Origin of the sequence: Hymenobacter sp. 102 (assembly GCF_049949205.1) — a bacterium.
Classification (GTDB): Bacteria; Bacteroidota; Bacteroidia; order Cytophagales; family Hymenobacteraceae; genus Hymenobacter.
On sequence record NZ_CP188172.1, the window covers coordinates 2,086,944 to 2,100,052 of the forward strand.

9 protein-coding genes are annotated in these 13,109 nt (G+C 61.4%); 1 reads left to right on the plus strand and 8 read right to left on the minus strand.

Translation table 11 applies throughout. From position 1 onward, the window contains the following. Positions 1–49 precede the first annotated feature (49 nt). Positions 50–880: a murein L,D-transpeptidase catalytic domain family protein gene (locus tag ACN19L_RS08960; protein ID WP_426493170.1), complete on the minus strand. Its 831-nt coding sequence runs from the start codon at positions 878–880 to the stop codon at positions 50–52. A gap of 310 nt (positions 881–1,190) precedes the next feature. Here ACN19L_RS08960 and ACN19L_RS08965 point away from each other — a divergent pair, with 310 nt between their 5' ends. Continuing rightward, positions 1,191–3,557 carry an alpha-amylase family glycosyl hydrolase gene (locus ACN19L_RS08965; RefSeq protein ID WP_426493171.1) on the plus strand — a complete coding sequence of 789 codons (2,367 nt, stop codon included), beginning with the start codon at positions 1,191–1,193 and terminating at the stop codon, positions 3,555–3,557. Between the two features lie 55 nt (positions 3,558–3,612). Here ACN19L_RS08965 and ACN19L_RS08970 read toward each other — a convergent pair whose 3' ends face one another. The 7 genes from ACN19L_RS08970 to ACN19L_RS09000 form a co-directional block, all read right to left on the minus strand. Then, entirely contained in the window at positions 3,613–4,065 is a 453-nt protein-coding gene (locus tag ACN19L_RS08970) for a hypothetical protein (protein ID WP_426493172.1), read from the minus strand. Positions 4,066–4,075: 10 nt separating this feature from the next. After that, entirely contained in the window at positions 4,076–4,933 is an 858-nt protein-coding gene (locus ACN19L_RS08975) for a murein L,D-transpeptidase catalytic domain family protein (protein WP_426493173.1), read from the minus strand. A 422-nt stretch (positions 4,934–5,355) separates the two neighbouring features. Beyond that, on the minus strand, positions 5,356–7,641 hold the full coding sequence (locus tag ACN19L_RS08980; protein ID WP_426493174.1) for a TonB-dependent receptor: 2,286 nt from the start codon (positions 7,639–7,641) through the stop codon (positions 5,356–5,358). A gap of 134 nt (positions 7,642–7,775) precedes the next feature. After that, positions 7,776–8,165, minus strand: coding sequence for a hypothetical protein (locus tag ACN19L_RS08985; RefSeq protein ID WP_426493175.1), 390 nt, complete (start codon positions 8,163–8,165; stop codon positions 7,776–7,778). 209 nt (positions 8,166–8,374) lie between these two features. Further along, the gene (locus tag ACN19L_RS08990; RefSeq protein WP_426493176.1) at positions 8,375–9,037 is read right to left on the minus strand and encodes a HupE/UreJ family protein; all 663 of its coding nucleotides are present in this window, start codon (positions 9,035–9,037) and stop codon (positions 8,375–8,377) included. An 85-nt stretch (positions 9,038–9,122) separates the two neighbouring features. Further along, positions 9,123–10,448 (minus strand): tetratricopeptide repeat protein, encoded by a 1,326-nt coding sequence (locus ACN19L_RS08995; protein WP_426493177.1) that lies wholly within the window; start codon positions 10,446–10,448, stop codon positions 9,123–9,125. Positions 10,449–10,636: 188 nt separating this feature from the next. Further along, positions 10,637–12,721 (minus strand): DUF4331 family protein, encoded by a 2,085-nt coding sequence (locus ACN19L_RS09000; RefSeq protein WP_426493178.1) that lies wholly within the window; start codon positions 12,719–12,721, stop codon positions 10,637–10,639. Positions 12,722–13,109: the final 388 nt, after the last annotated feature.

The window sequence follows — 13,109 nt, forward strand, 5'->3', positions numbered from 1 at the left end:
GGCCCGGCTGCAGGTGCAGTCGGGCCGTTGTGCATTACTATCCGGAATTCTAGATCATCTGGCTGTCCCGATCCAGCAGCGTGGTGACGGCAATATCCTGGTTTAGATACTTGGACGAATACGATTGATCAGGACCATTCAAAAACAAACAGGTCTGACCTTCCACGGCTTCAATGATGGCGTCCTTCTGATCCATGGGCAGGGCTGGGCATCCAAGGCTACGTCCCAGGCGACCATTCTGGCGGATAAACTCCTCACTTACGTAATCGGCACCGTGCATCACTACCGAGCGGCTAAGCGCGTTGGTGTTGTAGCCTTCATCAAGGCCTTTCAGCTTGAGGCTACGGCCGTGCTTACCTTGGTACTCGCCCTGAGTTACGTAGAAACCCAGGCTGCTCATATTCGACTCGTTTTCGTTGGAGAAGTTCGTCGCCATGTTTTCACCGGAGTTGTGCCCATGCGCCACCAGCGTGTGAAACTTCACTTGCTTGGCTGCAAGGTCCAATACCCACAGGCGCTTTTCGGTGGAGGGCAACTCAAAATCTACCACCGTCAGCAGCTGCTTGTCGGCCAGTCGGCCCTGCTTCTGCAGATTTAGGTAACCGGTCATGGCCTTTTCGAATACCGCAAAGCGCAGTCCCTGGTCCTCTGCCCGCAGGTCCCGATACAGGTCATGCAGGCGTTGGCTGAACAGCATGGTTTTAGTGGCGGCTGGAGTTGGCAGGCGCGTTTCAGTAGCGGCAACAGCAGCATTGGAGCGCACGGGAGCGGCCAGCGGCGTAGCCAGGAACAAAGAGGCCACAAACGGCAACACGCGGCGCGCCATCCGGCGGGCCCGGCGCTTCAGGCGCTGACGGCGCACTACACTCTGGTTTTCCATCGACACAGTTCGGTTTCAAGTTTAGGTAAGTACCCGCCCGCTCTTCAGCGGAACAGGCACGCCTGGTTTTACGAGGCTTTAGCCGTTGCAGATGCACGATGGCATCTGAAATCTGTACCTGAATATAAGGTTTTTCAAAGCTGATAAATTCCCCTACCCAATGAAAACCTGTTAAAAGACTACCATCTTCCAGCAATACAACATCGGCATTTTCCTATTTAACTTCGGATATTAGGAACCCCAAACCCGCACTTCCCGACGTTCCCGCACGTCGTTACTTTTCCCACCAACCAATTCCCACATTTCCCACATGCACACTGGTACTCCCACGTGGTGGCGCAAGCTCACCCTGGCCGCGGCTGCCCTCCTGGTTCTGGGCGGACAGCCCGCCAACGCTCAAAAAGTAATTCTCCAAGGCTATTGGTGGGATTACTGGAATTCCAACTATCCCAACGGCTGGGCCAATTACATTGCCTTGCTGGCTCCGCGCCTGAAGGCCATGGGCATTGACGCCGTGTGGCTGCCACCCAGCATCAAGAACGGTAACCAGGGCAACGGCTACTCACCCTTCGACAACTACGACCTCGGGGATAAATACCAAAAAGGCTTCACCGGTACCCGCCTGGGTAACAAGGATGAACTGCTGCGGGCCGTGGCCGTGCTGCACGCCAACGGCATTGAGGTGGTGCAGGACATTGTGCTGAACCACAACGACGGGGCCGGCTCGCAAACCGGGGCCGGCGGCCAGGACCCGGCCGCCTGGGAGGATGGCTCGACCAGCAAGTACAAGAACTTCCGGTACGTGAGCTACACCAAGCCCGCTACCGATGAAACGGCCGCCAACTACCTGGCCCGTAACGGCCGCTTCTCCAAGAACTGGCAAAACTTCAACCCCAACCCTGGCAACAACTCCACCTCCGGCGACTGGAACGCCGTGTACTTCGGGCCCGATGTGAGCTACTACAACGGCTCCTACGGCCAGAGCTCCAATGCCACCTTCAACCCAGCCCAGGGTGCCGACTACATGCGCAATGGGGTGCGCAATTGGCTGGTATGGTACAAAAAGCAGGAGGGCTTTGACGGGGTGCGTCTGGACGCCGTGAAGCACTTCCCCGACTTTGCCATGGAGGACTTCCTCTACAACATGCAAAGCAATGCCGGCTGGGCCAGCGGCGGGGCTACCATGTACGCCGTGGGCGAATGGGTAGGCTCCGCGGGCCAGATGGACGGCTGGGTGGCCAACGTACAGAACCGCGCCGGCACCTTCGATTTTTCGCTGCGCAACGGCCTGTATAACATCGTGAGCGGGGGCGGCAACTTTGATGTGGGTAGCCTGCCGGGCTACCAGCAGGGTACGCGGGTAGTAAACATCAATGGTACCTACGTGCACCGCACGGTGCCCTTCGTAAACAACCACGACACGTTCCGGCCCCAGACGGACGCCAACGGCAACTACACCGGTTGGAACACCGGCTCGGAGCTGGCTCCCCACATCGACCCGTTTGACGGGCGTTTGTCGGCGGCGTATGCAGCGGCGCTGGCCGTGGATGGCTCCCCGCAGATTTTCTTCGAGGACTTGTTTAATGTGGGCAACACCAGCAAGCGGTATTCCCACCAGCCTACCAGCACAACGGACCTGCCCCTGCGCTCCGACATCGAAAACCTGATCTGGTGCCACCAGAACCTGCGGTTTAAGGATGGTGCCTACAAAGTGCGCTACCAGGCCCCAGACCACTTGGTAATTGAGCGGAGCACCAAGGCCATTATCGGCATCAACGATAACTGGAATACCTGGCAGAACAACACCGTTTCCTGCGACTTTGCGCCCGGCACAGTGCTGAAAGACTACTCGGGGGCCAACGGCACCGCTACCGTGACGGTAAGCAGCTCGCAGACGGTGAGCATCAACACGCCGCCCTGTAACGGCACAGCCGCCGGCGGCCGCCGGGGCTACTCCGTGTGGGCTCCCACCGGCATCGGCACCAATTACAACCGTGCCGCTATGACTACCACCCAGGAGTGGGAACTGGCTGATGACCTGGGCGACTCGCACGCCTCGTCGCTGAAGCAGGGCGGGCAGCTGCCGGCTTCGTCCACGGCCTACCGCACGGCGGGCCGCATCTACGTGGAGTCAGGCAAGGCCGTGACGTACAACCTATTCCCGACGGATGCCACCCGCAGCCTTACGGTGGAGCTGGTGAGCGGCACAAGCACCATCGTGAGCAGCAAAACCGGCACCGGCAACCTCACGGGCACCTACACCCCCACGGCCACCGGCTGGCTGACGCTGCGCGCCAAAAACGCGGTAGCCACCAACCCGGCTCAGCGCGCTTTCATCAAAGCCACTTACACCGCCCCGGCCGTCCTCACCAGCACCGCTTTGCGTGAAGCCACCATCACGGCCACCAAGGAAGCTACCGTCAGCGGGGCCGATCTGGCCGTGTACCCCAACCCCACCGCCGCCGACCGGATTGACGTGGTAGTGCAGTCGCCGAAGGAAATGGCCGCTACCCTGCGCCTCATCGACCTGCTGGGCCGCCCCGTGCACGAGCAATCCGTGCGCCTGTACCCCGGCTCCACCGAGCAGCGTCTGCGCGTAACCCGCACTCTGCCCGCCGGTGTGTACCAGCTCACCGTTCCCGAACTGAACCTGAGCCGGAAGGTGGTAGTGAAATAATTCCTGGTTCTGTAGCAATTGAAAAGCCCCGCTGGATTCATCCGGTGGGGCTTTTTTACGCTCTTCTCTTCAGTAACTCCATAACGTTTGACAGACGATTTAATTGCATTCCTTCGAGGCTGGGCCAGTCCTGTTCGTCATACTTGTAGGAATTCAGATTTTTGATGGCCCGGCAAAAAGGCAGGATGATGTCGGCAGCGCTACCTTTTGTCTCGTGCATAAATTCTGATACTTGGCTATCGGAATGGTAGCTGATAACTAGACGATATAGCCCCGGCTGTGGCTGGGTGAAATCGAAATAGTAGCCAGCTGGCTCCAGATGCCACCATACCTTCGACGCTATTCCATCAACCACATCAAGGATTGCTAAATACAACAGATATATGGGGTTAATTGGAACGTCTGAAGCGTTAATAGTAAGCTCAAAGTCATTCATAATGACTTTAACCGGCAGCCAACCGTGGCTTGGCCGCTCAAAGTCGACGCGGATACGGTTAGGGGATTTCATAACAGGCGCTTTACCGCCACCCCCGCGCCGCCAGCTGCTGGGCTGCTACTGCAGGGTTGAGCCATTTTGATTCCAGGCCGGGGCCGCTGAGGTAGAGGCAACCGCCTTCCCCCACCGTGCGGATGATGGCTCGGTATTGATCCGGGGGCAGGGCGGGGCAGCCGCGGCTGTTGCCGGCCTGGCCGTGGCGCTGCAGGTGCTGCTGGCTCACGTAGTCGGCGGCGTGGAGCACCACGTAGCGGCGCAGGGCGTTGTCGTTCTGGCCCGCGTCGAGGCCGCGCAGGCGGCGGGAAAGGCCGTGCTTGCCCTGGTAAGTATCCTGAGTGCGGTAGAAGCCCAGCGCGGTACAGGCCGATTTCAGGACGTTGGAGAAGCGCCGGGCGCGCAGGTGGCCCGAGCCCCGGCCGTGGGCCACGTGGCTGTTCTGGAGCACCTCGGCCTTGCGTAAATCCAGCACCCACAGCCGCTTTTCGGAGGAGGGCAAGTCCATATCGGCCACGGCCAGAATACCGGGCTGGCTGATTTTGCCCGCTTTCCGCAGGGTGAGGTAGCCCACGCAGGCCCGTTCCAGCACTTCTGGCCGCAGTTGCGCCGCCTCTAGTCCCAGCTGCGCATGCAGCTGCTGCACGGCCCGGTGCAGGGAATCGGGTACAGCGGCCAGGGGGGCCAGCGGCGTGAGGCGCAAGGAGTCGGGTAAAGCCGGGGCAGCCACCGAATCGGGGGCCGTAACTCGGGCGGCGGCTATCGGCAGGCGGGTAGCTGCCACTTCACCGGCCGAGGATTGACACCCTGCCGCAGCAGTTCCTAGAAAAAACCCTAACACATACCGCCGCCCGGGCAGCCGGTTCAGAATAGAAGTCAACATCATGGCGGCTACGAAATCCTGGCCGAAAATCCGCATTTACCGGCCGCTATCCAAGCCTGGCTGCTCTTTATCCACCGTGGTCAGCTTGCACGTGACCAATAAAAAAGCCTTCCTCTGCCATTGAGGAAGGCCTTTCCTGACTGAGTTTACCAGCGTTTACCCGATTGGTACGGTTTGGTGCGGGCGCCGCTGCGGCAGCGGGCCGCCACGGGCAGCCCCGAACTGCGCTGCCAAACGGGTGGCGGTAAAGGCAGCCCAGGTTCAGCGGAAACACTGCGGGTTCGGATGGCAGCGGGCAGTTGTGAGGCAACGGTAGTACGCGAGGGTAGAACCAGAAAAGACATGATGAACAGCAGTAGAAAATGAGAAGATGGCCCATCTGGCCGGCGTTGCGCATTGGCCGCCAACGGCGCGGACCGACGTGGCTAAAACAGGACGCTGGCGTTGAGCTTGGCGTAGAAGGGCGTACCGGGCGTGAAGTGCAGTTCCTGCACCGGCACGGCCTCGTTGCGCAGGCGGGTGGTGGTATCAAACTGGGCCTGATTCCACGCTACGTTCAGCAGGTTCTCCACGGTAGCGCCCACCTGGAAGCGTCGGCGGGTATAGCTCACCACGGCATCGAGCAGAAAATAGCCCCGGGCCCGCACTGAGTTGTCCTCGTTGGCGGGGCGGGAATCGATGTGGCGGTAGCGCAGGCTGGCGCTGAAGCCGCCGGGCCGACGCAGCGTGAGGCCGCCCACGCTGGTAAAGGTGGGAGCCAGCGGAATGCGGTTGGCCGTGCGGGGCTCCCCCACCAGTCGGCCGTGGTTGAAATTCAGGTCCACATCGGCAAACAGGCTGCGGGTGAGCTGGTAGCGGGCCGCCACATCGAGGCCGAAGCGGCGGGTGCGGCCGGCGCTTTCCACCACGCCTTCGTCGCCCACGTACACCAGCTCATCCTGCAGGTGCAGGGCCCACAGCGCGGTATTGACTACCAGCGCAGGCACCGGCTTGAAGGTGCTTCCCACCTCGTAGCCAATGGCCCGGGGCAGCACGTTGGCCCCGGGGTTGGTAACCACGGCGCGGGCATCGTTGGAGTGAAACCCGAAGCCCGAGCGCACGAACAGCTGCACGGCCGGCGTCACATCATAGTACAGATTCAGCTTGGGGCTCACCCGGGTCTTACCCGCCCGGCCCGACAGCGAATCGACCCGGTCTTCCCGGAACCGGAAGCGGAAATAATCGGCGCGTAGGGCGGCGTTCAGGGTCAGGCGGTCGGTGAGGCTGAGCGTGGCATCGAGGTAGCCGTTCAGGTTCTGCTCGTACACGCGGCCCGTTACAATGGTATCGGTTACGGTGCGCCGCACGGAGTTGCGCAGGGCCACATCAATGTCGTCGAGGCGGGTGCCCAGGCCGGCGGTGGTACGTAGCGTGCGGCTGCCCAGTTGAAAGCTCCGCTCGTAGGTGCCGGTGTAGCCGTAGACATGGCGGCCATCGGTCTGCCGGATCTGGTCCCCATCAACCGGGTTGCGCAGGAAGAAGGTGAAGTTGGAGAACAGGTTGAAGTCGTAGCGGGAGTAGTACACCTGCTGGCGCAGCACGGCCGCGTGGGGCAGGTCGGTGGTAAGCACCGCCGTGGCGTTGGTGCGGCCCGTGGAGCCGCCCTCGGTGGGGTCAATGCTGCCGAAGCGCGAAATCAGCCCCTCCCGGATGGCCCGCTCCGGCACCTGCCCCGAGGCATCCCAGCGGGAATTAAACCGGGAAGCCAGCAGCATGAGGGAAGTGCGGTCGGATAGCTGGCCGGTGTATTTAGCCAGCCCGTTGAACCGCCGGAAATGCTGCTTGGCGTCGAAGTAGGCGTTGGTGAAGCTGTACTCGGCGGCTACGTAGGCGTTTTCGGGGCCGGTGCCCAGCAGGTGGCCATTCACGGGCAGTAAATTCACCAAAGCCACGGCCCGGCGGGTAGCAAACTGCCCCAGCTCCACTTTTACCTGGCTCTGCTCCAGGCGGGTTTTGGTAGTAAATTCACCCGCCCCAGCCGTAGCGAAATCCCCGAACCGGGCCGTGTAGGGGCCTTTATACACCCGCAGCTGGTCCACCGTCTCGGGGATTACGAAGTGGAAATCGGCGTAGCCCTGGCCGTGGGCGTGGCTGACCATGTTCACCGGCAGCCCGTCGATGCTCACGTTAAAATCGGTGCCGTGGTCCACATCGAAGCCCCGGATGAAAATCTGTTCGGCCTTGCCCCCACCCGCGTGCTGAGCAATGACCAGACCCGGCACCAGCGGCAGCAGGTCCTGGGCCGAGTTGACGGGCCGCAGCAGCTTATCAATATGCGAAATGACGGCCAGCGTCTGGTTTGGGTCGCGGGGCTGGGCCACCGTTACCTCGGCCAGCGCGAGGGGAGCCGTGGGCAGGCGCAACGCCACAGTGGCGGGCTGGCCGGCCAGGAGCGTTACCGTTTGGTTGCGCGTGGCATAACCCAGCCCGCCGGCCCGCACCGTGTAGGTACCGGCCGGCAAAGTACCCAGCTGAAAGTAGCCCAGTTCATCGGCGGTGGTGCCGCCGGCGTGATTCAGCACCCGCACGTGCACCCCACTCAGGGGCCGGCCGGTGGCCGAATCGGCCACGGTGCCGCGCAGCGTGGTTTGCTGGGCCTGAGCCGTAGTGGCGCCCCCCCAAGCCGCCAGCCCCAGGCCGGCGGCAAAAATCCAGTGAACAGTAGAACGCATACAGCCACGATGCGACGCCTCCGGCCGCAGCGGCAGGAAGAACGAAGGCGTCGGGTAGAAAGAATAAGGAGAAGATGTCGGCTGGCTCAGGGCACGCCGACTGCGTGAGCCTGCGGGCAGGCTCACCGTTCTGCTTATGCTTGCCGGGGGGGCTGGTAGATGGCCGCAGCCAGCCCGGCCAGGGGCTGCCGCGGCGGCAGGGGTTGATACCGGGCCAGCAGCCACCGCACCCGCATGGGTTGCACGCCCGGCAATTCGGGCAGGCAATGCAGGTCAATGCTCTGGAAGGAGGCCAGCAGCTGCGCGGCAGTATCGGTTTTGCACTGGGCCTGCACGGCGCACTGGTCGCCGTTGCAGGTATCAAAGCAGTCGAGGCGCAGGTAGTTCTGCCGCTGGCACTCGGCGCTGTGTACGTACGGGTGGGCGGCAGTGGGGCCCACCGGCTCCGGCCGGCCCACCAAGCCCGCGCTCAGCCCCAGCAGGTAGGGCAGCAACAGCAGCAGAGTAAGGCAGTGGCGGAGCATTGGATTGGTTGGTGACGTGGTTGGTGACAGTTCTTCGATACTCCGTTTCTGATACCTATCGGGTAGCTCTACAACGGATTCGGGCACGGCCGGACCAGCTTGTAGAGACGCGACACTTCGCGTTTCCTCGTTGCTGACGTTGCATAAAGCGGTTCGGACGAGCCGTTCAATTGGCCGGCCATTGGCAAAACCGCTCTACCAACTGCCCACTAACTTAGTCGCTCAATTGTCCAGTAGGCGGCCAGCAGGCCGATGGCCACGGAGGTGGGCACCAATACGCGGCGCTTGTACCAGGGCTTATCGGCGGCCCAGCGGCCCACTAGCACCCAGGCCAGCAGAATCACGGCTACCTGGCCCAGCTCTACGCCCACGTTGAACGCCACCAACGACTCCACAAACATGGCCCGCGGTAGTCCCAGGCTAGTCAGTGCCCCGGCAAAGCCCAGCCCGTGAAGCAGCCCAAACCCGAATACCACTACCACCCGCCACGGATTCAGCCGCTCCACCACAATGTTTTCAATGGCCACGAATAGGATAGATAGCGCAATCAGCGGCTCCACCAGCGTGGGCGGCGGCGACACCACTCCGTACATGGCCAGGCCCAGCGTGATGGAGTGCGCCACTGTGAAGGCCGTGGCCTGCCACAGCACCGGTTTCAGGCGAGGCTCCAGCAAGTACAGACTCAGCACAAACAGCACGTGGTCGAAGCCCAGGGGCAGAATGTGGGTGAAGCCGAGTTTAAGGTAGGTCAGGAAAACGTCGGTGCGGGAGAGTTTGCTCAGGTCGGCATCCAGCACGTGCGCGGAAGCCAGGCCCGGCAACAGCAGCAGGGCAGCAGGCAGCACATATTGTAAATAGCGAACAGCGGGCATCAGACAAAGCAACTGAAATCTGGCGGCTTCACCGCTCCTATCCGCTCTTGCAGTTTGTAGGAACCGGTTAACTCAGCCGGGAAAACTACCGCACGGCCAGCAGTTTGCGGCCCTCCTCAGCCAGATCCAACGAGAGGTAGGGATTAATGGCCAGGGCTTGCTTGATAAGCGCCTGCCCTTCGGCAGGCCGGCCGTTTTTGGTGGCAATCAGCCCGGCCCGGCACAGCAGCATGGGATTTTGCGAGTTAGTGCGGCGGGCCGTTTTCATAAATTTTTCCGCCGTGGCGTATTCGCCCCGCTTATAGTACACCCAAGCCATGGTTTCGCAGGCGTCAATGTTGTCGGGGCGGCGTTCATACTCAATTTGTGCGTGTTCGAGAGCTTTGTCCAGCTCACCGGTCTTCAGGTAGGCGTAGGCCAGCTCCCGGTCGGCGTAGTGCCCCATAGCTTCGTTTTCGTCGGCCTCATTGGCGGCGGCAGCCAGCATGGTAATGGCCTCCCGGGCCATTTGGCGGGCTTCGGCGGGCTGTTGGTTTTGCTGGTACAGGTCGGCCAGTTCATCGGCGAAGGCGTAATCCTTCACCGTCAGACGGGCTTCCTGCAGGTACTTGATAGCCGCCGCGTAGTTCTGACGGGCCTGCGCCACCCGGCCCAGTCCGGCCAGGGCGTAGGCGTAGTGCGGGCGGGCAGTCAGGGCCAGTTGATACTGCTGCTCGGCCTGCCCTAAGTTGCCGCTGGTTTCGTAGAGGTGGCCCAGCATCACGCGGGCCCACTCCGTTTGCTCCAGACCCGCGTAGCCGGCCTGCACGGCCATCTGCATAGCCTCAATGGCCCCCGGCAGGTCGCCGTGAATTTCGCGCAGGTACGATACGCGGGTGTAGGAGCGCAAATCGGGGCGCACCTGGTTCATCTTGTCGGCCATGCGCACGGCCTCGGGGTAGCGGCCCAGCTCCACGTTGGCATCGCACAGCAGCCCATACACAAAGGCATTGCGGGAATTCACGGCCACGGCTTTTTCGGCCACGGCCAGCCCCTCCGAAAAATGGTGCTGGGTGAGGCACAGTGACGCTTTACAGCACAGGGCCTCGAAGTTTTCCGGCTCCTGACGCAGGGCCTGATCCAGCAGCTGCATGGCGGCCGTATCGTAGTACGGATGGTCGCCCGTAACGCGGGCCTCCTGCATATAGGCCTCGGCCAGCAGCACCCGGGCCTGGTTATCGTTGGGCTTAGCCCGCAAGCGGGCCAGCAGACCGTTGATGGCGGCTTTGGTGTTCAGCCACTCCCCGCCCGCCGCCAGGTCGCCGTGGCGTTCCTTGAGCGTGGGTACAGGGTCGGGTTTCTGGGTCAGGAAAATGACGGCCACAAACCCCAGAAACAGCACCAGTAGAATTGGGTAGAAGTATTTCCGCACGCGCCTGTTTGGTTCTGATTGGTTGGAATAGAAGAAGCAGATGTCAGCCCAGAAGGGACCCAACCGACTGGCTGGGTCCCTTGTAAGCAGTGAAAAAGATAGCCGAACTCACCCAGGGCCCGGCTATCCACCCGTACCAAACCGGCCGGCCCACCATGGGTAAACAGGCCGGTCAGTTAAGCACAGGTTTAGCGGGTGTGCACCAGCTTCACCGATTGCAGCACGGTATTGCCGGCCGCAATGGTCAGCACGTAGGTACCAGCCGCCAGATCGGGGGTAGCTTTCCACGTCATATCGTAGGCACCGGGCTTATGCAGTTTGCCGTTCATGAGCGTAGCCACGCGGCGGCCGGTCAGGTCACTCACAAACATGGTCAGCGGCGTTTTCTCGGCCACTTCGTAGTGCAGGCTCGTGGACTCCGCAAAGGGGTTCGGATAGTTCTGCGCCATAGCCACAATGGTGGGCTGCAGGCCCAGGCCCGAAGCACCGCGCTGCGCCGTGATGGTGCGCTGGGCTTTAGTACCGCTCCAGGGTGTTTGGGCGTAAGGGAACGAGCTACGGAACGTGGTATCATTCGCCTCGATGCCGGTGCGGAAAGCCAGCACGTTGCTCAGGCCGGTGGTAGTTTCGTAGGGCAGGCCAATGGCGGCCAGCACTACGCCACCTACGGCTTGCAACTCAATGCGGGTCACGTCATCTTCCAACCGCCGACCGTTCGGGAAACCATCCATGTTCGGAATAGCTTCCAGATTGGTAGTGGTATTGAAGCGGGCGTCGGTGAGGCCCAGTACGGCCGCCGCCAGCAGACCTTCCGAGCTGAAATCGGCCGAGTTGCGCGGGGTAGTGGGCACGGCCATGTTCAGGCGCAGCATGTCGCCGCCTACCCCACCAGCCGCGGCCGGGTTGTCGATGAGGGGCAGGAAGTTGTTGATGAATGGCTTCCCGGCGGCCAGAGGCTGGCCGGTGGGCTTACCAGTAGCCAGCTGGTAAGGCCGCACGTTGGGTACGCCGGTGTGGAAAATCGGCAGAATATCTACCGAGCGGGGCTTGCCGGGGCGCAGCAGGTATTCGGCGTAGCCACCGTTGGCAATTTTAGCAAAAGCCGTATTGGCCACATCAGCGGCCGGCGCGTTCAGCAGGCCCGACACCCCGTTTTTTCCGTTGGCAAAGTCAAACGTACCCAGTGAGCTGCGCTGAATGCGCAACTGGCTCAAACCGGGTACCGCCGCGCCAAAGTAGTCCGTTCCCTCGGCCACGTACAGTCCCAGCTCCGGGTTCGACATATAGTCTTCCGTGGCGGCGGCTTCGGTGTAAGGCGTCGCGGCATTCCAGGCATCCTTGGCCCCGATGGGCTGAATTACCTCGTTGGTGAGCGGCATGCCAATGCGCGACACCTGCACCCAGTTGCCGCTATGGGTTTGCGTGCCGTCGGTGTTGAGGGTGCGCAGAGCCGGGCGACTCGCCGACGCCCACACCCCAATCACGTAGTCCGAATCCAGGATGTTGGCCGCCTGAGCGCCGGTTTTACCATCCTTCTGCAATTGCGAAATAGGAATCTGCAGGGCAATGGTGTGGGTATTTTTGCGGGCCAGCCCGTCGCGGGCTGCCGCCGTCCGGATACCCCCCAGATCAAAAATACCGCCCAGATCGGTGAAGAACGGGTCATCCACCGGTCCGCAGAATACGCGCACGTTGGTGCCCACCGTCTGAATGGCGCCAGTCATCAGGCTTTCGTAGCTGGAGGCATTCAGGCCGGCAGCGCCCTGAATAGAGCGGGGCCCAATGTTGGGTGGCGGCACCACGCCGGTGCTGGTGAGCGTGGTAAAGGCCCCCCCGTTGCGGCTTACTTCCAGCGTATAAGTGGCTTTCAGGTTTTGCTTGCCCAGGCGCACGTTAAAGAACGTGGTCGGATCTTCATTCGTCCGCTTGAAAGTGAAGCGGTACGTAATATCGTCCTGGTTGGGGTTGGCACCCGAGTTCTTGATGTGAATCTCGTAGCGCACGTTTTCGCCGAACGTATTGAAGTTGGGCCCGCCCTGCGGCAGCTCCAGCGGAATGTAGTTGGCGATGATGTTGATCATCTCCGCGTTGTTCGGGTCGCGGAAAGCGTACAGGTCGGTGTTGTCAGCCAACGGGTCGTCGGCAATCAACGGAGCCTCGCGGTGACTGGAAGCTTCCAGGGGAGCATGTTGTCCGCTCCAGGCTAGGAGGCCCACTGCCGCGGCGGCGGCCAGTGACAGGTGCAGAATAGGACGTGTAAGCACTTTTGCCATAACGTGAATAGGGTTGGGAAAATGGATGAAAAACGCCCGCCTGAAATCAGACGGGGCAATACCTCACGGCTGGCGCGGTGAGCGGAAAAGACATGAGAAAACGGTGTGTGCAACTCCGCCAGCCTGCCGACGGATTGAATAGGAGGACTGCCCGGCCAGTTTGCCGGCCAGCCGCTTATAGAGCGAATAACTGATTTACACTACGGCCTTCAAGCGCCCCCCGGATTTAAATAGCCTGAATCTTATACAACTATTTTTGAATGCACTGGAACTAATCTTGTTCCGGCTCCCTGCGCGCACTTTTCTTCTGCTGCAGGTAGATTTGCCCACCCCGATGGCAGGGAGTTGACGGGGTACCGGCCGGCGCACTTTTGTTACGTATTTTTGT

Bases quoted from the DNA above. Each gene is read 5' to 3' on its own strand.
- ACN19L_RS08965 (WP_426493171.1), top strand. From the start codon at position 1,191: ATGCACACTGGTACTCCCACGTGGTGGCGCAAGCTCACCCTGGCCGCG.
- ACN19L_RS08970 (WP_426493172.1), bottom strand. From the start codon at position 4,065: ATGAAATCCCCTAACCGTATCCGCGTCGACTTTGAGCGGCCAAGCCAC.
- ACN19L_RS08990 (WP_426493176.1), bottom strand. From the start codon at position 9,037: ATGCCCGCTGTTCGCTATTTACAATATGTGCTGCCTGCTGCCCTGCTG.
- ACN19L_RS08975 (WP_426493173.1), bottom strand. From the start codon at position 4,933: ATGATGTTGACTTCTATTCTGAACCGGCTGCCCGGGCGGCGGTATGTG.
- ACN19L_RS08960 (WP_426493170.1), bottom strand. From the start codon at position 880: ATGGAAAACCAGAGTGTAGTGCGCCGTCAGCGCCTGAAGCGCCGGGCC.
- ACN19L_RS08985 (WP_426493175.1), bottom strand. From the start codon at position 8,165: ATGCTCCGCCACTGCCTTACTCTGCTGCTGTTGCTGCCCTACCTGCTG.
- ACN19L_RS09000 (WP_426493178.1), bottom strand. From the start codon at position 12,721: ATGGCAAAAGTGCTTACACGTCCTATTCTGCACCTGTCACTGGCCGCC.
- ACN19L_RS08980 (WP_426493174.1), bottom strand. From the start codon at position 7,641: ATGCGTTCTACTGTTCACTGGATTTTTGCCGCCGGCCTGGGGCTGGCG.